The following is a 21,576-nucleotide window of genomic DNA, read 5'->3' as shown; positions in this document are numbered from 1 at the left end:
TGATGACATGCAAAAGCGAACCGCAGCGCGATGCGCCGGGTTGAACTATTGGGGGACGAGAGCGGGCACGGCAACCTATCCTTGTTTGCGTGGGGCGGCCAGGCTTCCTGCGGGGACCCAGGCGTGATCATTTACCATAAATATTGTGACACGCAAGCCTCTCAGGCTCTGAGACATTGCGAGAGAGCCGCCAATGCCGCTTGGGTCCGCGGCCGGCCGCAATCTCATCGGCGCGCCGCGCTATCAGGCGCGCAACCTCCGCGACCTCCCGCTGCATGCCCGAGGATAGGGCAGGTCTTGCAGGCCCCAAACACCAAGCGCAAAGTGCCGGAAAACGGTTGGGGACCGGCCATGGATCGAACCGCAGACCCAGATGCGTATTGGAGCCCGGTGCGGGTCGGAGTCATTTCCGGAGTGATGGCCCTGCACGCGGCCTTGCTGCTGGCGCTGACGCTGCCGGTGGCCGCACCGATCAGGCGCGGCGTCGAGTTCTTCGTCCCTTACGAGTTCAGCAAGTGCACGGGGCTCGGTCTATGCACTGTGCCGCCTTATCGCGGGCCGCGTTACTACCATTACTCCACGCAGGGCATGAAGATCGCGGCCGTTGTCGCAGAGCCCCTGGCAATCGACGGCCGCGACGCAGCGTTGCCGGACATCGCCGCCAAAGGCGATCGGCTGCCTGTCCCGGTCGTCGCCTATGCGAAGACCTTCGACAGTCGGCCACGCGCGGTCGAACTTCGGATTCTGGTATCCGAAACAGGTAGGCCTCTGGATGTCGAGGTCGTGCGCGGAAGCGGCGACGCGCTCTTGGATCAAAACGCCGCGGACTACGCGCAGGAGCGTTGGCGATTCAAGCCGGCGTTCGATCGCGGACGGAAGGTGCGTTCGAGCGTGCGGGTGACGATGGAGTTCGACTTCCTCGGGCAGAGCGAGAAAGAAGTTCGCTACGAACCCTTGTTTGACCATCCGATTCCTTGAGCGGTGGCGCCCCACAGCCACCGGAGCTGCGAGCCGAATCCGCGCAAGTGTTCCGCAGCAGCTGCGCAAAAAGACGGAAGCGATGACGGCTGGAGCCCGCGCGAGGCCTGCGTTCCAGTCCCGCTATCGCACAGAACGCTCCCTCCCGAACTCTGCTGCACTGCACATTTGACAGTAGCTCAGCGCCCTGTTTAGAGTGCCAAAGTGGTATCTCTTGAAACACGTCGCCGATGCGAATCGGTTTGCGAGGGAGAGGCCGCGAGGTTGAAATCGATGTCCGGTGCGACGGGGTTTCGACACATGGAGCGGCCGTCTGCTGGGCGACATTCAGTACTCAAGGAGGACTAGCAATGCAAAGCAACGATATCGTCTCGGGCTGGCTCAATGGCGCCGACAGCGTCGATGGCTACGAGAATCCGGCGGGTCCGCTGTATCTGGAAGGCGAAAGCGCGGTAACCGATGCCATGCGGGCTCCGGTGACGCATTCCACGTCGGTCTCCACTTGCCCCAACGGCCGCTGCTACTGCTGCATCTGAGTTAGCCACGCGTCATCGACGCGCAGCCCGGCACGGGTTGCGCGTCGTCGCTGGTCCATCCGCGCGCGCCATCCTCGCGCCGCCGCCCAAATCCCAGACCGGTATCGCAATGACCGAAAGCCGTATCCACGAGGGCTTCGGTCCGATCACCGATCATTTCACCGCCGCCGCGCGCGAGGCCTTCGAGGTCCGCCTCGCGGCCCTGGCTACCGGCCTGGATGCGGACGAATCGCAGCTGATCCGCGAGGCCGTCGCTCAGGCTCTGTACTCCAATGCGCGGCTCAAGCTCAATCGCGTGCTGCTGCTGGAATTGCATGCGGCGAAGCTGGCCGGCGAGCTCACCGCCGAGGATGAGCCGGGCCGTTTCGCGCAGTTCGTCGCCAAGGCGCTGCGCCCGGAATTTTCCGAACTGCTGTACGGCCGTTATCCGCCGCTGCGCGAGCGCCTGGAGCGCACGCTGAGCCAGCAATGCCTCGCCATCGAAACGTTGGTCGTGCGCTTGATCGCCGATCGCGCGCAGTTGGCGACCTTGCTCGGCGCCGCGCCCGGCCGATTGATCTCGATCACGCTCGACCAGGGCGATCTGCACGAAGGCGGGCAGACCGTGGCGCGGCTGAGTTTCGAGGCCGGGCAAGTCATGTACAAACCGCGTTCGCTGCGCATCGACGCGGTGCTCGACGGTTTTCTCGCACGCGTCTTCGAAGGCGACGGACGCATTCGCGTGCCGGCGGTGCTCGACCAGGGCGACTACGGCTGGGCCGCTTTCATCGAACATCGCTATTGCGACGGCGATGAAGAATTGCGCGGTTTTTATCGCGGCCTCGGCCATTGGCTGGCGATACTGCGCCTGCTCGGCGGCACCGACATCCATCTGGAGAATCTGGTCGCCGCCGGTCCAGTGCCGGTGGTGGTCGATGTCGAGAGCCTGTTCGCCGCCGCGCTGCCGGTGACGCCGTCGGGTTACGGCCAGGCCTACGATCTGGCGCAGACGCTGATTCAAAGCTCGGTGCTGCGCACCGGCATCGTGCCGTTCCGTTCGCCGGTACTGGGTTTCGGCCGCGCGGATTTGTCCGCCGCCGGCGCATTGCCGGGCGAGCAGCCGCAGTTGCAGGTGCCGGTCATCGCCGACGACGGCACCACCGATGCGCGGGTGAAGATCGTCGAAGCGGAAATGGCGATGTCGCAGAACCATCCCAGCCCGAATCCGGATGTGTCGCGGTATTGGGATGAGATCAGCGACGCCTTTCTAGATGCCTCGCGACGGCTGCGCCGGCTCGATGCCGACGGCGCGCTGGCGCCGCTGCTGGCCGCGTTCGAAGGCTGCCGCGCGCGCGAAGTCCGCCGCGCGACGCAGATCTATGTGGAAATCGGCCGCATGCTCTGGCATCCGGCGTCGCTGTACGACGAGCCCAAGTCGATCGAGCGCGCGCACAAGCTGTTCTCCAGCAGCGTCGGCATGGTGGCGTTTTCGGAAGAGGAAATCGCGCGCGAAATCCACGATCTGCGTTATGGCGACATTCCGATCTTCGCGCTGTCGTTGTCGCCCGAACGCATCGCGCAGACCTTCGCCAATTGGCGCGCGATGCGGATCGAACTGGAGGAAATGACGATCCGCAGTTCGCTGGTCGTCACTCAGCTCAACAGCGGCGCCGACGGCCCGAGCGAACGCGACAGCCGTTCGCACTACGCCCGCCATCCGCATCGCGACCGGCTCGACGAACGCAGGCGCAAGCTCGCCGCCGATACGACCGAGCGGCTGCTGAAGCTGGCGGTGCACGGCGAGGACGGTTCGACCACCTGGATCACGCCGGAAAGCTTCGGCAGCCAGGGTTGGCATGTGCAGCCGCTGGGCGGCGACACTTATTTCGGTCTCGGCGGCGTCGCCGTGGCCTTGGCCGGTTACCAGCACGAAGTGCGCAACGGCCGCGCCGATCCGGTGGCGGGCGTGGATGAGGCGCTGGAAGGCGCTCTGGTCGCATTGCAGAGTCTGGTCGAGGCCGAGCCGGCGCCGGCGACGGTGGGCGGCTTCACCGGCGACGGCAGCCGCATCTGGGCGTGGCTGGTGCTGCACGATCTGCTCGGGCGGCCGCAGTTGCTGGCCAATGCCTGCGCCTGCGCGCAAGCGCTGGAGCAAAAAGGCTTCGACGACGATCGCAGCCTGGATATCACCGACGGCAGTTGCGGCGCGATCGCGCCGCTGCTGGGCCTTGCCGAGGCCACCGGCGACCGGCGTTGGCTGGCGCTGGCCGCGCGCGCCGCGACGCGCCTGCAATCGGCGGTGCGCAGCGATGAGCGCGGAACTTATTGGCAGACGCTGGAACTGGCCGATCCGATCGGCGGCTTCGCCCACGGCGGTTACGGCATCGGCTGGGCTTTGGCGCGTCTGGCGCGCAGCGATGCCGGCAGCGAATCCGACCGCAAGCATTGGAACGAACTCGCCGATGCCGCGTTCGCCTTCCAGGATTTGTTGTTCGATTCTTCGATCGGCAACTGGCGCGATGTGCGCATGCAAGACACGGTGAACTTTCCGACCTGGTGCAACGGCGGCGTCGGCATCGGTCTGGCCGCGGCGGATCTGTATGCGCGCAGCGGCGATCCGCGCGATCTGCGCGACATGCGCCGCGCGGTGGCGGCGGCGCGCGGGCAGTGGGGCTTTACCCACACGCTGTGCCACGGCGATTTCTCGCTATGGGAGTTGCTGGTGCGCGCGTCCTTGCTCGATCCGCAGGCCAGCGCCATCGATCGCGACGACGCCACTGCCGAAGTCGTTTCGGCGATCGAGGAGCACGGCATCGTCGGCGGCATCACCAAGCAGGCGTTCACGCCGGGACTGATGACCGGTCTGGCCGGGGCGATTCACGGGCTCAACCGCATGCATCCTGAGTGCGATCTGGCTTCGCCGTTGTTGCTGGAATGCAAGCGGCAGGCCAAGTTGAAGGCACGCACGTCGGCGGATGCGGAAGCGCTGGCGGTCTCGTAGAACCTGAGGGTCTCTGCTTCGGTGCGGAGCCTCTGTTTTTGCTCGTCATTCCCGCGTTCGCGGGACTGACGAGCTGGGTGGTCTAAGCAAGCTCGCAAACGTGGCTATTCGTACCCAGCCCACTCGATCTTGACGACCGAGACCGCTTCAGACCGGGTTGCAGGCGACCCAACCCTTGAAGGTAAACCCTGCGTAGAACAGTTCGATCCGTTCGAAGCCGGCTTCTTCCAGCAAGGCCGCGTCCTGCTCGGGCGAAAGCATGGGCAGGCGGCTGTTGATCGCGGCGACGGCGTTGGCGGCATCCACCGTGGGCACGCCGGACGCCGCCGCGAAGGCGGCGTAGCGATGGAGCCAGCGCAGCCTCTGGTCTTGCGCTTGCGGAACGCTGTGATGGGCGACGATGAGCGGCGCGCCGGGTTTCAAGCGCCGCCTGATTTCGCGCAGCGTATTCAAGCGCTCATCGCTGGGCAGGAAGTGCAAGGTCAGCAGGCAGGTGGCGCCATCGAAGGGGCCCGGCGGCGCGGTGTCGATATAGCCTTCGACCAACTCGACCCGCGTCGCAACGGGCCCCAGGGTGGCGTCTGCGAGTTTCAGCATCTCCGCCGACGGGTCCACGCCGACCAGCCGCCATTGCGGATGCGCTTCGGCGAAGACCTTCAACTCCAGGCCGCCTCCGGCGCCCAGAACCAGGACGTGGCCGTCATCGGGAACGGTCTCGGCCAGCAGTAGCTCGGTCATCTGTTGCAGAGCATGAAAGCCCGGCACCTGCCTGACGGGGCCTTGCGCGTAACGCGCGACCGCTTGGGGATCGGAGAACGACGACACAACCGGGCTCCAGCGTGGGGTTCGGGCGGTTCATGCTACTGCAAGGGCTTCGTCTGAAACCAAGCGCGGCGCAACATCAGGCGCCGGCTGCGCTAATTGGTCGCAGTTGATCCAAACCAAGTGGCGAGCGCCTCCGCGAGGCCCGTCTGGTTTTCCTCACCGACCCAAGCCACATAGCCATCCGGCCGGATCAACACGGCGCTCGGCGCCGCGACGATACCCAATGTCGGAAGCTCCCACTCGCCTGCGTACTCGGCATCGACAGACCGCACCCGCTCGCTCCAGCCACCAAGGTCGTAACCGCCACGCCCGGCGAAGTTGATCAACAGCGGCCGCGCCTCGTGGAGCAAGCTGAAGACCCGCAGCGGACCCTCGGCGGTGATCACGTCGAGATCGGGCATACGGCGTCCCAGCAGTGGATGTCCCGCGCCGAAGTCGTAGTGAATGTTCAAGCCGGCCATCTCCGCGGCGAATCGCTTGCGCGCCTCATCGGTGCCGAGCATCTCGGTAACCGCATCGCCCACGGCCTTGCTGCGCGCGTCGGTGCGGCGCAGCACGGTCTGCGCCATCGTGTTGCGCAGCACGCGCGCGCCGACCGGATGGCGCTCGGCGTGGTAGCTGTCGAGCAAGGTGTCCGGCGATATCCGCTTGATCACCTGGGCCAGCTTCCATCCCAGGTTCACCGCATCCTGCACGCCGGTGTTGAGGCCTTGGCCGCCCATCGGCGGATGCACGTGGGCGGCGTCGCCGGCCAGCAGGACGCGGCGGTCGCGGTAGGCGGCGGCCTGGCGGACCATGTCGGTGAAGCGGGAAATCCACGCGAAATCGTGGATGCCGTAGTCGCTTCCATAGATGCCGGTCAGTGCGGCGCGAACCTCGTCGTCGTTGGGTTCGGCATCCAGGCGCAGTTCCCGTTCGGTCAGCACCAGCCGCACTGTGTCGTTGTCGCCCTTGCCGATGCCGTGGATGCCGGCGGCGTCCTCGTGAAAGCCCCACTTCGGTTCGTCGGTCATCGCCGCTTCGGCGATCAGCCAACTCGTTGTCGCATCCCAGCCGGCGAACTCGATGCCGGCGGTCTTGCGCACGACGCTGCGGCCGCCGTCGCAACCGATCAGGTATTGCGCGCGCAGCGAGCGGCCGTCGGACAGCATCACCTCGACGCCGTCGTCGTCCTGCGCGAAATCGGTCACCTCCAGGCCTCGATAAAACTTCACCGGCAGTTCGCCGACCCATTCGGCCAGGATGCGTTCGATATGTTTCTGCCACAGCCCCAGCACGTAGTTGTGGCGGGTAGGGCAGTCGCCGATATCCAGGGGAACATGGAAGTGGACTTGGGAATGCGGCCGTCCTTCCGAGACGAAGCGCTCGACGATGCCGCGTTGATCCAGAACCTCGAGCGTGCGCGAATGCAGGCCGCCGGCGCGCGAGCCCTGCAGATCCTGGCTGGCGCGCCGCTCGACGACGGCGACATCGATGCCGGCCAGGGCCAGTTCGCCCGCCAGCATCAGCCCGGTCGGGCCGCCGCCGGCGATGACCACCGCATGCGCCGTCATGGCCGTGCTCCGATCGCCTGTTCAGTGTTCCGGCGTGACGCGTACATCGATAGCGGCAGAGTCATTGCGCACCTCCTCGTTGCTTGAGTTCGGTGGGCGATTGAGCATCACGACGGGGGGCTTGCCACAAGCCCGGGGTGGTTTAGGATAGTGATAGGGAAGAGCCGCGAATTATCGCTACGGGTTCATCCAGCACGGACGAAACCCCTTCCAGCCCGGCCCCGGCCGCGATCACTCGCCCTGCGGCAGCCTGGCGATCACCTTGATCTCGAAATCGAACCCATACAGCCAGGTCACGCCGATGCCGGTCAGGGTCGGGTGCGGCGCTTCGCCCCAATACTCGGGCAGGACTTTCCAGATCGTGTCGAACTTCGATTCGGGATCGACGATGAACACGGTCGCATCGATCACATCCTCGAAGCTGCAGCCCGCCGCTTTCAAAATCGCGTTCAGATTTTCGAACGCGAGCCGCACCTGCGCCTGCAGATCGGGCTCGGGCGAGCCGTCTTCGCGGCTGCCGACTTGCCCGGATACGAACAGGAAACCGTTCGAGCGGATCGCCGGCGAATAGCGATTGCGTTCGTACAGCGCTTGCCGTCCGCTCGGAAAAACCACGTCGCGCTTGCTCATGCACACCTCGATCCATGGGCCGCAACCGGCCCGTCGTTGACGATGCCAGGACTCTAGGCCGGCCCGGCGCGCGGATAAACGCGCGCGTCCACCCATCACTGTTTGTAGAATCCAAACAATCTTCGAGCGCCTGGAGCGGTGATGGACCGTATTGATGCGATGCAGGCGTTCGCGCGCGTGGTCGAAACCGGCAGCTTCACCAAGGCGGCCGACACGCTGCACATGAGCAAGACCAGCGTGACCCAACTGGTGCAGCAGTTGGAGGCGCGGTTGCGGGTGAAGCTGCTCAACCGCACCACGCGCAAGGTCAACGTCACCGCCGACGGCGCGGTCTATTACGAGCGCGTGGTGCGGTTGCTGGCCGACATGGACGATGCCGAAACCAGCCTGTCCAGCGCGTCGGCCTCGGTGCGCGGCAAGCTGCGGGTGGACGTGCCCAGCCCGCTGGCGCGGATGATCCTGGTGCCGGCGTTGCCGGGGTTTCATGCGCGCTATCCCGATATCCAGATCGACCTGGGCGTCAGCGACCGCATGGTGGATTTGATCGGCGAGAACGTGGACTGCGTGGTGCGCGGCGGCAAACTCACCGATCAATCGCTGATGGCGCGTCACGTCGGCGACCTGCAACTCGGCGCCTACGCAGCGCCAGATTACCTGCAACGCGAGGGCATACCCGCGCATCCGCGCGAACTGGAAGACAGCCACCACCGCATCGTCGGTTTCCTGTGGTCGCGCACCGGCAAGACGTTTCCGTACGCCATGCATCGCGATGGCGAGAGCATCAGCGTGCAAGGCCGCTATGTGTTCGCGGTGGATGACGGCAACGCGTATCTGGCCGCGGGTTTGGCGGGCCTGGGCGTGCTGTGGTTGCCGGACTACATGGCGAAAGCGCATCGCGCCGCGGGCGAGCTGATTGTGGTGTTCGAAGATTGGCGCTTCGATCCGATGCCGTTGTACCTGGCCTTCCCGCCGAACCGGCATGTCAGCGCCAAGCTGCGCGTGTTCATCGACTGGATCGTCGAGGTGATGGCGCAGCATGCGCCGGTGGTCGATCCGCGCCGACGCTGAGGCTGCGGCGCGGCGAAGACCGCAGCGCAGACGGCCTGATTCAGAACGCCGCGACGTCCACCACCGCCTGCGCGAACGCGGCCGGAGCTTCCTGCGGAAGATTGTGGCCGATGCCGCCGCTGATCAGCCGGTGCGCGTACTTGCCGGTGAACTTGCTGGCATAGGCACTGCTGGGCGGATGCGGCGCGCCGTTGGCGTCGCCTTCCAGGGTGATGGCGGCAACGCCGATGTTGGGTTGCCGCGCCAGTCGCGCTTCCATTTCGTCGAAGCGCTTTTCGCCTTCGGCCAGGCCCAGGCGCCAGCGGTAGTTGTGAATCACCACGGCGACGTGATCGGGATTGTCGAACGCGGCCGCGCTGCGCAGGAAGGTGGCATCGTCGAAACGCCACTGCGGCGAGGCGAGTTGCCAGATCAGCCGCGAGAATTCGCTGCGGTTCTGCTCATAACCCAGGCGGCCGCGCTCGGTGGCGAAATAGAACTGATACCACCACTGCAGCTCGGCCTTCGGCGGCAGCGGCGCCTGATTGGCCTGCTGACTGCCGATCAGGTAACCGCTGACCGAGACCAGGCCCTGGCAGCGTTGCGGCCACAGCGCGGCCATGATGTCGGCGGTGCGCGCGCCCCAGTCGCAACCGGCGAAGATCGCCTTGTCGATATGCAGCGCGTCCAGCAATGCGATGGCATCGGTGGCGAGCGCGGCTTGTTGCCCGTTGCGCGGCGTATCGGCGGACAAGAAAGTGGTCGAGCCGTAACCGCGCAGGTACGGAACGATGACGCGGTAGCCCTTTGCCGCCAGCAGCGGCGCGACCTCGGCGTAGGTGTGGATGTCGTAGGGCCAGCCGTGCAGCAGCAGTACCGGCGGACCGTCTTCCGGGCCCATCTGCGCGTAGCTCACGCGCAGCACGCCGGCGTCGATCTGCCGCAGCGGACCCCACATCGGCTTGCCCGCGGAGGCGGGCGCCGTGCGCACCGACGCCGGCGCGGCGAGCGCGGACCCGATCGCGCCTAAGGGGCCGGCGGCGAAAGCGAGCGCCGCGCCGCCCAGCAGGCGGCGACGCACGGGGTTGGCCGGGGAAGCGGAAGGGCCGGTGTTCATGGACTGTCTCCTGATGAAGGCCGATCCGCCGGCGAATGCGGCGGCGTGGCGGGATGGCGTTCATTACGCGCCGGCGGCGTATCCGCCGGGTGTCGGCGCGACAGTCGATTCGTATGCGAATACGCGGGCGATGCGCCCGGATACATTGGGATACAAACCGGCGCCGCGCGGCAGGCGCCGGCTGGCCCCGGCGTCAGCTGAGCAACGCCGCCTGAGCCGCGGCGATGCGCCGCAGCTTGTCCGGATTGCGCTGGATGTAGACGCGCACGATGCGCTCGCCGTCGGTGTCGTAGGACTGCACCGATTCCAGTTCCGCGCCGATGTAGCGCAACAGGCCCAGGCGGCCGTTGATCCAGGCCGGTTCGATACGTAGCTCGTGCTTGTAGCGCAGGCGCGCGGCGTACAGCAGCTGGGCGATGCGCGGCCCGCCGACCATCGGTTCGGCGAAACTGGTGACGATGCCGCCGCCGTCGCCGACCAGGGTCGCCGACTCGGCCATCATCTGTTTCATGCCGTTGAAATCGCCGCTGGACAGCGCCTGCGCGAAGCGAAGCATCAGCTGTTGATGCGCCTGCGCCGACACCACGTAGCGCGGCCGCTGCTCGCGCAACTGGGCCTTGGCCCGGTGCACGATCTGGCGGCAGGCGGCTTCGCTTTTGTCCAGGGTCCGCGCGATGTCGCCGTAATCGGCATCGAACACTTCGCGCAGCAGGAACGCCGCGCGCGCTTCCGGCGCGAGCCGCTCCAGCACCATCAAGAACGCGATCGATAAATCGCTGGCCGCTTCCTGCAATTGCTCGGGCGTGGCCTCGGCGGCATCGGTGAGGATCGGTTCGGGCAGCCAGATGCCGACGTAGTGTTCGCGGCCGGTGCGGGCCAGGCGCAGGCGGTCGATCGAGCGGCGCGTGGTGGCGGTCACCAGCCAGGCTTGCGCATCGTCGATGCGTTCCGGGTCGGCCTTGTGCCAGGCCAGCCAGACGTCTTGCACCACATCCTCGGCTTCGGCCACCGAGCCGAGCATGCGGTAGGCAATGCCACGCAAGCGTGGTTGCAGTTGGGTGAACAGTTCGGTCGCGCCTTCCATGCATATCATGTCGGGACAGCAGGCCCGATTGTGACATGGCGCGCTCGACAGCCACCCCGGCCGCCGAGCGCCGAGGCCGGGGCCGGATCACGGAACCGGAATCAGCGCCGGCTTGCCCACGTCCTTCAGCAGCAGCACCACGAACTTGGCCGGCTTGTCACGGCTGGCGTTGCGGCCGACGGTGTGGATGTCCTTCGGGCCTTCGTAGAAGCTCTGGCCCGCGGTCAGGGTGACTTCCTTGCCGCCGGCCACGCCCATCACGATCGAACCTTCCAGCACGTAGACGAAGGCCTCCGCATCGTGGCGATGCACCGGGTCGGCGCCGCCGGGCGGGTATTCGACGGTGATCATCAGCGCTTCCTTGCCCGGGTAGGCGGACAGCGGCTGGGTCATGACGGTGGTGACCGCAGGCAGCGGCGCGGCGCCCGCGGCGGCGGGGCCGTGGGCCGACGCGGCCGCGGGTGCGAGCAGCAACAGCAGGGCGAGCGAATGGCGGATGCGCATGGGGAGACCTCGTTGTGTCGCCGCTCGCGGCGGAGCGGCCTTGGCGAAAGCAGGAAAACCGTTCGCCGCCGCGGTCGCGGCGGCGAACGCGGCGCGGACTCAGGCCAGATTGGCCTTGTCCAGTCCGAAGGCCTTGTCCAGGCTGCCCGGAACGGTCTGGAAACCGATGTTGACGCGGTTCCAGGCATTGATGTTCATCACCACGAAGCTCAGATCGGAAAGTTCTTTCTCCGACAACTGCGTGCGCACGCGCTCATAGATGTCGTCGGCCACGCCATGCGCCGGAATGTCGGTCAGCGCTTCGGTCCACGCCAGCGCGGCGCGTTCGCGCGGGGCGAACAAGGTCGATTCGCGCCAGATGGCGAGGTGATGCAGGCGCAGCGGGCGCTCGCCGTGCAAGGTGGCCTGCTTGATGTGCATGTCCACGCAGAACCCGCAGCCGTTGATCTGCGAGGCGCGGATCGAGACCAGATCGCGGATGGGCTGCTCGATCGAGGACTTGTCCACGAGCATGCTGAACTCGATGAGTTTCTTGAACAGTTCCGGGGATTGCTGCTGGTAATCCAGGCGTTGACTCATGGCGAAGCGTCCTTGGGTTGGCATCGGTGGGGGAGAGCGGCCGGGGGTGAGCCGGGTTGCCGATCCAGCCTAGGCAGCCTGCGCGCGGCTCGGTAGGCACGCGCACGGACGCGCGGTGTTGAGCGCAGGGCACCAGTGAGGCCGGCGTGTCACAGGCCGATGCGCTGCGCCGACCTTGGAGCATGACCATTATTTTTCACCACCGGCCCGGCGACGCCGCGCCATCGCAAGCCGAGCGGATCTGGCTGGATTTCCTGCGCGCGCTGCAGGCGCTGGCGCCGGAAGCGCAGGCGGCGTTCGTGCTGCATGTGATCTTCGAGACCAGCTACGCCGACATCGCCCGCATGATCGGCCAACCGGCGGAGCTGTGCCGCCAGCAGGTCGAACACGCCCGCGCCCACGCGTTGGCGCAGCGGCCCCGGCGCGGGCAGGGCGAGGCATGACGACCATGAACCTGGTAACGAACGCGACGACGCAGACTCCGATCGACGGCCACGACGCGCTGCCGTGCAGTTTCTCGGCCAGCTACGCCGGCGTGGTGGCCTTCATCACCGTGGCCACCGAGGGCAGCTTCGCGCGCGCCGCCGATCGCCTGGGCGTCGGCCGCTCGGCGGTGAGCCGCAGCGTGCAGAAACTGGAAGGGCAGTTGGGCGCGCGGCTGTTCCTGCGCACCACGCGCTCGACCTCGCTCACCAGTGAGGGCGAGTTGTTCTTCGAGAACTGCCGCCCCGGCGTGGAGCGGATCACTCAGGCGCTGGACGAAATGCGCGACCTGCGAGAAGGCCCGCCGCGCGGGCAGTTGCGCATCAGCTCGACGCACGGCTTCGGCCGCAATGTCGTCGCGCCGCTGCTGGCCGAGTTCCGCCTGCGCTATCCCGGAATCGGCGTCGAGCTGACCCTGGAAGAACGGCTGGCCGATCTCGCTGTGGATCGCGTCGATGTCGCCTTCCGCGACGGCCGCATGGACGACAGTCAGGTGATCGCCAAGCAGCTGATCCCGATGCGCATGCTGGTGTGCGCATCGCCCGATTACGCGCGCCGGCGCGGCCTGCCGGCGTCCATCGGCGAGTTGCAGGCGCACGCCTGCATCAACCGGCGGCTGCCGAACGGGCGCCTGCGCAGTTGGGATTTCAAGGTGGACGGCGTCGCCCAGTCGGCCACGCCGCCGGGCGATCTGGTGTTCAACGACGACGATCTGCTGCTGCAAGCGGTGCTTGCAGGCCAGGGATTGGCGCAGATGCCGGCGTATCAGGTCAGCGCGGCTTTGCGTTCGGGCGCGCTGCTGGCATGCCTGAATCCGTTCGCGCCCGACGACCGCGGCCATTACCTGTGCTACCTGAGCCGGCGCCAGCTGCCCAAGCGCATCCGTGTGTTCATCGACTTCATCACCGCACAGGTGCGGGCGTTGAATCTAGATCCCGTCGCCGAGGCGCCGCCGCCGCTCGCGCCGGCCTTCGGCCTGCGCACGGACGCTGCGGCCTGACCCGCCCGCCGTTGCCGTTCGGTGGGCATTGGTGCATGCCGGGAAACATCGCGCATCCGCGCGCAGGCCTACTGCGATCGATGCCCGGCTTCTAGCATGGCCCGGCGTTACCCGCTGTTCCCGTGCCAGGGACATCGGCTCCCCTTCATCAGGCGCAGAGGTGCAACATGAAATTCGTCGTCATCGGCGGTACCGGGTTGATCGGCAGCAAGGTGGTCGCGCAACTGCGCGCCCAGGGCCATGAAGTCGTCGCCGCCGCGCCTTCCACCGGGGTCAATATCCTCACCGGCGAAGGTCTGGACGCGGCCATGGCCGGCACCGACACGGTCGTGGATCTGGCCAATTCGCCCTCGTTCGAAGACGCCGCGGTCATGGATTTCTTCCGCACCGCCGGTCACAACCTGCTGAGCGCGGAAGCGCGCGCCGGTGTGAGCCATCATGTGGCCTTGTCGGTGGTGGGCACCGACAAGCTGTCGGCATCGGGCTATTTCCGCGCCAAGATCGCCCAGGAACAGCTGATCCGCGAATCGGCGATTCCCTACACCATCGTGCATTCCACGCAGTTCTACGAATTCCTGCCAGGCATCATCCAGGCCGGCACCGACGGCCAGACGGTGCGGTTGCCGCCGGCGCTGGTGCAGCCGATCGCTTCGGAGGATGTCGCCAACGCGGTCGCGCGTGTGGCCGTGCAGAAGCCGGCCAACGGCATCGTCGAGATCGCCGGGCCGCAGCGCGAGCCGATGGCCGATCTGGCGCGGCGATTCATGCGCGCCGTGCAAGACCCGCGCGAAGTCGTCAGCGATCCGGGCGCGCTGTACTTCGGCGCGAAACTGCAGGACGACACGCTGGTGCCGGTCGGCGCGGCGTGGCAGGGCGCGTTGAATTTCGAGAGCTGGCTTGCACAATCGCAGTTCGCCCGTCAGGCGCCGCGCGCCTGAGCGCGGCCGCACCGGTTCACGTCGGCGAATCATGCCGGCCACTTCATGGCGGCAACGCCGACCCTGCGATCCACACCGGGACGACGCCCGAACGCCCATGAGCCCGTTGCGACCGCCCCCGCCGATTTTTCTCGACAAATACCACGGCGAACAGGCCCGCGCGCTGTACACCGGCCGGGTGCGGGTGAGCGGCGGCGAGGCCATGCACGGGCGCGCCTCGGGCGTGGCGCGCTCGGACGACGGCGCGCTCGAGGTGGATCTGCGCTTGCCGGTCGAACTGGGCGGGCCGGGTGGCGGCAGCAATCCGGAGCAACTGCTGGCGGCGGCCTACGCCGCCTGTTTTCATGGCGCGCTGGTGTTGCTCGCCAATCGCTCGGGGCTGGCGTTGACGCAAGTGACGGTGGATGCCGCGGTGACGTTCGCGCGCGATCCGATGGATGGATTGTTCGTGCTGTCGGCGGAAATCAGCGTCGATCTTCCCGGCGTGGAGCGCGCGGTCGCGGCCGAACTGGTGCGCAACACCGAGCGGATCTGTCCTTACGCGAAGATGTTCCGCCAAGGCATCGACCATGTCGTGGCGGTCGCGCACGACGGAGATCCTTGCTGATCGATTTCACGTTTCAACCGCGCGCAAGGCGCGACAGCGCGAAAACATTACGGCTGTCATGCCGCGCCGGATGTGTGATCCCAGGCGCAGGTCGCACCCGATGGCCGTGATATCTGTGGCGTCGCCGGGCCCTGGCGGCCGTCGATCACAGGAGACGCCATGTCGAATTCCGCATCCGCGTCGTTCGTCCGGGCGCGCGCGATCTTCGCCGGATTGATCCTGGCTCTGCTGCTGCCGGCGACGGCATCGAGCGCGCCGCACAACGGCCAGCTTTACCTCGACTACGCCGAAGTGCCGTTGATCACGCAGCACCCCGGCGCCTACTCGTGGATGGTCATCCAGAGCTACATGCGCGTGCACGTCGATATTCCGCGGCTCAAGGCCGCCAATCCCGGCATGCGTCTGTATATGTACTTCGACACAGCGGGCGCCTACGACCTGCCGCCCGCCGACGAACCGTGGCCTTCCGGCATGTCGTATCGCTGGGTCAAGGCCAATCATCCGGACTGGATCGTCAAGGATCGCAGCGGCCGTCCGGTCACGTTCTGGGGCGGCGATCTGCATCTGTACGACGTCGGCAACAAGGCCTATCAGGACGAATGGGCGCGGCGCGCCATCGACTACGCGAAGACCGGCGGCTTCCATGGCGTGTTCGCCGACGACGTCAACATGGGCGAGAGTTTTCGTTCGAGTTGGTCGGCGATCCCGTCGAAGTACCCGACCGATCTGGCGTGGACGCAGGCGGTCGAATCGTTCCTGAAAAACGTTTCGCCGCAACTGAAGGCCGCCGGCATCGCGCTGATGCCCAACGTGGCCTCTGCATGGAACTCCGACCGGCCTACGCAAGTGCGTTGGGCGAAACTCGCCGGCGCTTACGCGCGGGAGCATTACGAATCCTGGCCCAGCGGCGATGCGCCCGGCGAAGACGACATCGACAAGGGCTTGCTCGGCGGCGCCGACTGGGCCTGGATGGCCTCGCTTCATCGCGACATCGCCCAGGCCGGAGTCGGCTTCTACGCGTTCCCGCATGCCGGCGGTTGGCAGGCCATCGACAAGATGCGCTACACCAGCGCCTCGTTCCTGCTGTGGCACGATCCTGGCGCGGCCGGCGGCGGCTACGCCTATGCCACCGGCGGCGGCCCGGATACCGGCCAGGACCCGTACAACAGCGCGTGGACCTTCGACCTGGGCGCGCCGTCGGCGGCAGCGGTGCAGCAATCGCCCGGCGTGTGGACGCGGCGGTTCGCGCGCGGCTCGGTGGTGGTGGATTCCAACGCGAAGACCGCAAGCGTCTTGCCCTGAGCGCCGCGGGAGGCACGCACCGCGAATTGGTCCGACCGCCGCGACGACCACCGGCCGGCGCTAAACTGCGCCCCAGCCCGGTGCCTGCGCACCCGGAATCATCAGGGGAATCGTATGAGACGGATGGTCGCGCTGTTGGCGCTGAGCCTTGTGAGCGCGTGTTCGGTGGGACGCGGGACCATTTCGGCCGACATCGATCGCATGTATCCGGGTTGCAAGTTGAAGGAACTCAATTCCACCGGTTTCCTGAAAGACAGCGATCGGTTCGTCCTGGCCAAGTTCACCTACACCTGCCCGGATCACAACTATCTCAAGTACGGCAATCTGGTCTACACCAAGACCATGGATACCGGCTTCACCATCTACTGCTGCGCGCGCGAAGCGACCGCGGAGGAACTCTGACGCAGCCGGGGATGCGGCCACTGGAGGCCTTCGCGACGCGCAGGTAGGCTATCGCGACGCCACCCCGGTTCATGCCATGGAGAGTAATGCCTTGCGAATGACATCCGTAATCTGCGCGCTGGCCCTCGGCCTGACCGGCGCCGGCAGCGCGCAGGCGCAAGTGGATCTGTCCACGCTCGACGACAAGATGGCCGGGCCCTCCACGCAGGTGCTGGTGCTGGGCACGGTGCATCTGAGCGCGATGCCGAAGGATTTCGATCGCCGCTCCCTGCAGCCGGTGATCGACCGTCTGGTCGAATTCCATCCGCAGATCATCACCATCGAACAGATCTCCGGCGAGCAATGCGACACGGCCGAGCGCCATCCGGCGATCTATGGCGAGCAAGGGCTGGCGCCTTACTGCCGCAAACCCGACGCGGCCAAGAAGGCGACGGGGCTGGACGTGCCGGCGGCGATGGCCCAGGTGCACAAGACCCTGAAGACATGGCCGGCAGCGCCGACCCCGGCGCAGCGGCGCCATCTGGCGGCGTTGTTCATGGCCGCCAACGACGATGTGTCGGCGCTGGTGCAATGGCTGCAACTGCCGTCGGCGGAGCGCCGTGCCGGCGACGGGCTGGACGCCACATTGGTCGCCGCGCTCGAAAAATCCACGCGCGCCAACAGCGAAAGCGAACTAATCGCCGCGGCCGTGGCGGCGCGTCTGGGCTTGCAGCGCGTGTACGCGGCCGACGATCACACCGGCGACAACGTCGATGTCGCCGATGGAGCGGCCTTCGGCAAGGCGATCCAGCAGGCCTGGGACGCGGCCGCCGCGCCGATGCGGCCGATCCGCGAGCGCCAGGACGCTTTGATCAAGGCCGGCGACATGTTGGGCCTGTATCGCTACATCAACAGCCCCGCGGTCATGCGCGCCAACATCGACAGCGACTTCGCCGCGGCCCTGCGCGACCGCTCGCCCGAGCACTACGGCCAGATGTATGTCGCCGGCTGGGAAACCCGTAACCTGCGCATGGTGGCCAACATCCGCGCGGCCGCGCGCGAGCGTCCCGGCACGCGCGTGCTGTCGATCGTCGGCGTCTCGCACAAGCCCTGGTTCGACGATCTGCTGGGCCGCATGCAGGGTTTGCGCATCGTCGATGCGCAGGAAGTCTTGAAGTGATAGTGCGCGCATAGTCGGGCCGCGCGTTCGCGGCCGGCGCATCGATACGGCCGGCTTGGCGAGGCTCTCGGCGGCACCATCGTGCATGAGATCGAATGGGCGGGGCCGCCGGGAACGCAGGCTCGATGGCTGATCGAGGCTTCGGATGTGCGGATGGAGACGTTCCCGCTGTACCGCGCGGAGTCTTCGTCCCAATCACAATCCGCCGCCGGCGCGGCTTGAGAGCGCGCCGTCGCGATCAAGGCGTCGCCGGTAAATCCGTCTGACCAAGCAGCCATTCGCGAAACGCGAGGATGCGCGGATCGTCGCGACTGCTGTCCGGATAAACCAGGTGATAGGCGTACTCGGGCGCAACCTGGACCTCGATGTCGAATACGCGCACCAGCCGGCCTTGAGCGAGATCGGCGCCGATCATCTCCAGGTCGGCCAAACCGACCGCGCCGCCGTCGATGACCGCTTGCACGACATGCGCCGAATCCGCGAACGCGAGACAACGGCTGTCGTCGAAATCCTCGATGCCGGCCGCGGCCATCCACATGCGCCAGGTCGGCCAGACCATGCCGTCGGTCTTCCAGTCCACATGGCACAAGGTGTGCTGGAGCAGGTCGCGCGGGTGTTCGAGCCGCAGTCCGGTCTGCAGCAGGGCGGGGGCGCATACGGCGACGATGCGGGTATCGAACAAGCGCTGCGAGCATGTGTGCGGATAGCGTCCGGTGCCGAAGCGGATCGCCGCGTCGATATCGTCCACGTCGAAATCGCGCAGCTCATCGCTGATGTCGAAGTCCAGTTGCAACTGCGGGTGCGCGGCGCGGAACTGCGGCAGCTTGGGCAGCAGCCAGTTGCTGGCGAATCGCGCGCTGGTCGAAATGCGCAGGCCGCTGCGTTCGCGCGCCATGCGCCGGGCGCGGCCGACGGCGCGCTGCAGCGTGTCGAGCGCAGTGATGGTGGCCTGGAACAGTTCCGCGCCGGCCGGGGTGAGCTGGATGCTGCGGCTGGTGCGGGTGAACAGCACCAGGCCGAGTTGATCCTCGATCTCCTTGATCTGGTGGCTGACCGCCGCCGGCGTCAGCCCGACCTCATCGGCGGCGCGGGTGAAGTTCAAATGCCGCGCGGCCGCCTCGAAGGTTCGCAGCGCGCGCGTGCCCGGCAACATCCGGTTCATCGATCTTCAAGCCAGCTTAGAGAATGCGGCGAGAATCACCGCTTTTCCGCACCCGGTCAACGGCCGCGCCGGCCTTCGTGTCGCTGCCGCGCAGTGGGTGATCTACCATGCGTGGTATCGACGCCGGACATCAGGAAGTCCCATGTGCATCTTCTCGCAACCGGTTGAACGTGTGTGCTCCACGCGCATCTTCGCCCGCCACGCCGGCGAGCGGCAGATGCTGGTCTACGAAATGCGCTTGGTCTCGCAGACGGATCAGGCGATGATCTTGCCGCTGCCCACGCGCGGAACCGACGCAGAGGCCGTCAGGTTCATCGATTTGTCGGCGCGGCCGCAGTTCTTCGAGGATCTGCACCGATGCTTTCCAGTCGCCGCGTCCGCAGGCTGCCGATCGCCGGAAGACGACAGCCGCGCCGCGACCCTGGCCGTGCATCGGGTCGGCGCCTTCGAAGCCTCCTTCGTGCCCACGCGCGCCGATTTCGTCCGCCTGGACCCGCGCTTCCGCCTCGACGACGCGGTATGGGACCAGTTTCCCGCGTATGAGGGCTTTGGCTTCGCGGTGTTCCAGCTTCGCGCCGGCGACGCACGCGTGCATCCGATGGCGCTGTCGTTCCGCACTCGCGATCCGGAGCTTCTGTTTTATCCCACCGCGCACGTTCACGACGGCACGGTTCGCCCCACCGCCGAATACGATCATCTGCTGTATGCCCAGCGCAGCCCGCAACCGCAGGGCTGGCGCGACAGCGGCATCGTTCTGCGCGATGCCCTGGAAGCGGAGTTCTTCGCCGCGCCCGGCGTGCTCGATCTGGTCGATCCCGATGGCTCGGTGGCGGGGCGCGCGCTGTCAGGGGAACTGCCGAACCAGGACATGTGGGTGGATGGCTCATGGGCGGGAGCGTCGGCGAGTGTGCGCAACTACTGAAGGCCGGCCGCGGTCGATCTTCAAACCGCGCTTGTCGATCCGTTGAAAACAATTGGTTTCTCGGCCGCGGCATGGGCGCGGATGATTCCTGTATCGCGTTCGCGCATGTTCCGGAGTAAATCGATGTCAGCTTATCTGGTGGGTCGCGTGGTTCCATCCAGGGCCCAGGCCGAAGAACCGGCGCGCCGCCGCGATCGATATCGCCCGATCGGGAGCGCCGCATGCACGCGTTGATCGTCCTCGCCCATCCCGACCCGCAATCGCTCAGCCACGCCATCGCCGCGCGGATCGGCGAGGGCATCGCGCACGCCGATTCGGCGCACAGCTTCGAAATCGCCGATCTCGCCGCGGAAGGGTTCGATCCGCGTTTCACCGCCGACGATGTCGCCGTGCATGTCCGGCTCGCGCCGGCGCCGGCCGATGTGGCCGCCGAGCAGGCGCGGATCGATCGCGCCGACGCGCTGGTGCTGGTGTATCCGGTGTTCTGGTGGTCGATGCCGGGCTTGCTCAAAGGCTGGATCGATCGCGTCTTCACCAACGGCTGGGCCTACGGCTCCGATGCCGACACGGCGTTGGTGAAGCGGTTGCGCGGCCGGCACGTGCATCTGCTCGGCATTGGCGGCGCCGACCTGCGTACCTACACCCGGCGCGGCTATCTGGACGCGATGAAGACCCAGATCGATCACGGCATCTTCGACTACTGCGGCGCCAGCGTGCAGACCTCGGAACTGCTGCTCGATTCGGTCAACGACGCGGCCTCGCATCTGCAGACCGCGCACGCCATCGGCCTGCAATTGTTCGACCCGTCGCGGCGATCGGCGGCGGCCTGATCGGCAATCCATCGCCTCTCGCGCCCGCGATCGCGCGAAGCTTGACCGTCAGCAAGTGCAAACGACACCCTCGCGGCCTCGCAATCGCCGCCGCGAAGCCTCATGCTGACCAAGATGGTCTCCCGGATTGATCGCAACGGGCGCTAACGCTCGGTTCGCGACATGAATCGCGCCAGATCACGGTCAGCTAACACAAGGCGGCGCACTGTAGACGGACACCACGACGCAATGTCGTGGCGCAAATCGGCCGTGGCGATCTTCATCGCCCGGCCGTACCAGCCTGGAACTCCCAGTCTCCATGGGAGATACGGCCCAGACCGTTGATCGGCCCGCACTGCGCGAGCCGTACTTAAGGCGAACCCAAATGACCAGCACTACGACTGCGGCCGGCACGAGCGCCGCTTCTTCCCCTCTCGCGATGACGGAGACGGCGCCGAAGAAGCTGCTCGAAGTCGCCGCGGCCGAAGGCTCGTTCGCGATTTTCTGCGAAGCGGTGGAACGCGCCGGCATGACCGAATTCCTTAACGGAAACGGCCCGTTCACCGCTTTCATTCCCACCGACGCGGCCTTCGGCGAACTGCCAGAAGGCACGCTGGCAAGCTTGTTTCTGCCCGAAAACAAGGCGCGTTTGAACGATCTGCTCAACGGCCACCTGATTCCGAAAAGGAAGACCGTGGTCGAGTTCGAGCGCTGGGACGCACTGAAGACGGTGAACGGCCGCAACGTGGCGATCCAGTCGCTCGACAAGCAGGTCAGCTTCGGCGTCGGCAAGGTGGTCCTGCCCAATATCTATTCGAGCAATGCGGTGATCCACGGCATCGACCGGGTCAATCTGCCCGCCAACTAGCGCGGGCTCCGCCCGCCGCCGGGGCGCGGTCTGATCGCGCCCTTCACCCGGCGATAGCGAAGCTGGGTTCAAAAATATATCGAGTCCGCAG

At 66.5% G+C, this 21,576-nt stretch carries 22 protein-coding genes; 14 read left to right on the top strand and 8 right to left on the bottom strand.

Annotation, left to right across the window (positions count from 1 at the left end; translation table 11 throughout):
• Window positions 1-351: 351 nt before the first annotated feature.
• From AB4Y92_RS02535 to AB4Y92_RS02525, 3 genes are all read left to right on the top strand, one after another.
• Window positions 352-978, top strand: coding sequence for an energy transducer TonB (locus AB4Y92_RS02535; RefSeq protein ID WP_441818214.1), 627 nt, complete (start codon window positions 352-354; stop codon window positions 976-978).
• 350 nt (window positions 979-1,328) lie between these two features.
• The gene (locus AB4Y92_RS02530; RefSeq protein ID WP_057942542.1) at window positions 1,329-1,514 is read left to right on the top strand and encodes a DUF6229 family protein; all 186 of its coding nucleotides are present in this window, start codon (window positions 1,329-1,331) and stop codon (window positions 1,512-1,514) included.
• A gap of 109 nt (window positions 1,515-1,623) precedes the next feature.
• Window positions 1,624-4,494, top strand: a complete 2,871-nt coding sequence (locus AB4Y92_RS02525; RefSeq protein WP_441818213.1) for a type 2 lanthipeptide synthetase LanM family protein — start codon at window positions 1,624-1,626, stop codon at window positions 4,492-4,494.
• Window positions 4,495-4,641: 147 nt separating this feature from the next.
• Here AB4Y92_RS02525 and AB4Y92_RS02520 read toward each other — a convergent pair whose 3' ends face one another.
• The 3 genes from AB4Y92_RS02520 to AB4Y92_RS02510 form a co-directional block, all read right to left on the bottom strand.
• On the bottom strand, window positions 4,642-5,319 hold the full coding sequence (locus tag AB4Y92_RS02520; RefSeq protein WP_441818212.1) for a class I SAM-dependent methyltransferase: 678 nt from the start codon (window positions 5,317-5,319) through the stop codon (window positions 4,642-4,644).
• Window positions 5,320-5,411: 92 nt separating this feature from the next.
• Window positions 5,412-6,872: an FAD-dependent monooxygenase gene (locus AB4Y92_RS02515; RefSeq protein ID WP_441818211.1), complete on the bottom strand. Its 1,461-nt coding sequence runs from the start codon at window positions 6,870-6,872 to the stop codon at window positions 5,412-5,414.
• 231 nt (window positions 6,873-7,103) lie between these two features.
• Entirely contained in the window at window positions 7,104-7,502 is a 399-nt protein-coding gene (locus AB4Y92_RS02510) for a RidA family protein (protein ID WP_441818210.1), read from the bottom strand.
• 141 nt (window positions 7,503-7,643) lie between these two features.
• Between AB4Y92_RS02510 and AB4Y92_RS02505 the strand changes: the two genes are divergently transcribed.
• A complete protein-coding gene (locus AB4Y92_RS02505) occupies window positions 7,644-8,570 on the top strand; it encodes a LysR substrate-binding domain-containing protein (RefSeq protein ID WP_441818209.1) in 927 nt (308 codons plus the stop codon).
• A 40-nt stretch (window positions 8,571-8,610) separates the two neighbouring features.
• On the opposite strand, the gene AB4Y92_RS02500 is transcribed toward AB4Y92_RS02505, so the two are convergent.
• The 4 genes from AB4Y92_RS02500 to AB4Y92_RS02485 all read right to left on the bottom strand — a co-directional run bounded on the left by AB4Y92_RS02500 (window position 8,611) and on the right by AB4Y92_RS02485 (window position 11,833).
• Entirely contained in the window at window positions 8,611-9,666 is a 1,056-nt protein-coding gene (locus AB4Y92_RS02500) for an alpha/beta fold hydrolase (protein WP_441818208.1), read from the bottom strand.
• A gap of 193 nt (window positions 9,667-9,859) precedes the next feature.
• Entirely contained in the window at window positions 9,860-10,750 is an 891-nt protein-coding gene (locus AB4Y92_RS02495; RefSeq protein ID WP_441818207.1) for an RNA polymerase sigma-70 factor, read from the bottom strand.
• An 87-nt stretch (window positions 10,751-10,837) separates the two neighbouring features.
• A complete protein-coding gene (locus AB4Y92_RS02490; RefSeq protein ID WP_441818206.1) occupies window positions 10,838-11,254 on the bottom strand; it encodes a cupin domain-containing protein in 417 nt (138 codons plus the stop codon).
• Between the two features lie 99 nt (window positions 11,255-11,353).
• Window positions 11,354-11,833 carry a carboxymuconolactone decarboxylase family protein gene (locus tag AB4Y92_RS02485; RefSeq protein WP_441818205.1) on the bottom strand — a complete coding sequence of 160 codons (480 nt, stop codon included), beginning with the start codon at window positions 11,831-11,833 and terminating at the stop codon, window positions 11,354-11,356.
• Window positions 11,834-12,015: 182 nt separating this feature from the next.
• Here AB4Y92_RS02485 and AB4Y92_RS02480 point away from each other — a divergent pair, with 182 nt between their 5' ends.
• The 7 genes from AB4Y92_RS02480 to AB4Y92_RS02450 all read left to right on the top strand — a co-directional run bounded on the left by AB4Y92_RS02480 (window position 12,016) and on the right by AB4Y92_RS02450 (window position 17,724).
• Complete coding sequence (locus AB4Y92_RS02480; protein ID WP_441818204.1) at window positions 12,016-12,276, top strand: sigma factor-like helix-turn-helix DNA-binding protein; 261 nt, start codon at window positions 12,016-12,018, stop codon at window positions 12,274-12,276.
• 5 nt (window positions 12,277-12,281) lie between these two features.
• Window positions 12,282-13,316 carry a LysR family transcriptional regulator gene (locus AB4Y92_RS02475; protein ID WP_441818203.1) on the top strand — a complete coding sequence of 345 codons (1,035 nt, stop codon included), beginning with the start codon at window positions 12,282-12,284 and terminating at the stop codon, window positions 13,314-13,316.
• Between the two features lie 167 nt (window positions 13,317-13,483).
• On the top strand, window positions 13,484-14,254 hold the full coding sequence (locus tag AB4Y92_RS02470) for an SDR family oxidoreductase (RefSeq protein WP_441818202.1): 771 nt from the start codon (window positions 13,484-13,486) through the stop codon (window positions 14,252-14,254).
• Between the two features lie 97 nt (window positions 14,255-14,351).
• The gene (locus AB4Y92_RS02465; RefSeq protein WP_441818201.1) at window positions 14,352-14,861 is read left to right on the top strand and encodes an Ohr family peroxiredoxin; all 510 of its coding nucleotides are present in this window, start codon (window positions 14,352-14,354) and stop codon (window positions 14,859-14,861) included.
• A gap of 159 nt (window positions 14,862-15,020) precedes the next feature.
• The gene (locus tag AB4Y92_RS02460; protein ID WP_441818200.1) at window positions 15,021-16,163 is read left to right on the top strand and encodes a putative glycoside hydrolase; all 1,143 of its coding nucleotides are present in this window, start codon (window positions 15,021-15,023) and stop codon (window positions 16,161-16,163) included.
• Window positions 16,164-16,277: 114 nt separating this feature from the next.
• Window positions 16,278-16,565 carry a hypothetical protein gene (locus AB4Y92_RS02455; protein WP_441818199.1) on the top strand — a complete coding sequence of 96 codons (288 nt, stop codon included), beginning with the start codon at window positions 16,278-16,280 and terminating at the stop codon, window positions 16,563-16,565.
• 97 nt (window positions 16,566-16,662) lie between these two features.
• The gene (locus tag AB4Y92_RS02450; RefSeq protein ID WP_441818198.1) at window positions 16,663-17,724 is read left to right on the top strand and encodes a DUF5694 domain-containing protein; all 1,062 of its coding nucleotides are present in this window, start codon (window positions 16,663-16,665) and stop codon (window positions 17,722-17,724) included.
• A 238-nt stretch (window positions 17,725-17,962) separates the two neighbouring features.
• Here AB4Y92_RS02450 and AB4Y92_RS02445 read toward each other — a convergent pair whose 3' ends face one another.
• Window positions 17,963-18,886, bottom strand: coding sequence for a LysR substrate-binding domain-containing protein (locus tag AB4Y92_RS02445; protein WP_441818197.1), 924 nt, complete (start codon window positions 18,884-18,886; stop codon window positions 17,963-17,965).
• Between AB4Y92_RS02445 and AB4Y92_RS02440 the strand changes: the two genes are divergently transcribed.
• The 3 genes from AB4Y92_RS02440 (at window position 18,864) to AB4Y92_RS02430 (ending at window position 21,485) form a co-directional block, all read left to right on the top strand.
• Window positions 18,864-19,808, top strand: coding sequence for a hypothetical protein (locus AB4Y92_RS02440; protein ID WP_441818196.1), 945 nt, complete (start codon window positions 18,864-18,866; stop codon window positions 19,806-19,808). The genes AB4Y92_RS02445 and AB4Y92_RS02440 overlap by 23 nt on opposite strands.
• A gap of 221 nt (window positions 19,809-20,029) precedes the next feature.
• Window positions 20,030-20,638: an NAD(P)H-dependent oxidoreductase gene (locus AB4Y92_RS02435; protein ID WP_441818195.1), complete on the top strand. Its 609-nt coding sequence runs from the start codon at window positions 20,030-20,032 to the stop codon at window positions 20,636-20,638.
• A 298-nt stretch (window positions 20,639-20,936) separates the two neighbouring features.
• Complete coding sequence (locus tag AB4Y92_RS02430) at window positions 20,937-21,485, top strand: fasciclin domain-containing protein (RefSeq protein ID WP_441818194.1); 549 nt, start codon at window positions 20,937-20,939, stop codon at window positions 21,483-21,485.
• Window positions 21,486-21,576: the final 91 nt, after the last annotated feature.

The sequence above is a fragment of the Lysobacter sp. TAB13 genome (assembly GCF_052113885.1).
In the GTDB taxonomy this organism is placed as follows: Bacteria; Pseudomonadota; Gammaproteobacteria; order Xanthomonadales; family Xanthomonadaceae; genus Lysobacter; species Lysobacter gummosus.
Note: the sequence above shows the minus strand (reverse complement) of the source record. Positions and strands in the feature narration are given on the sequence as shown.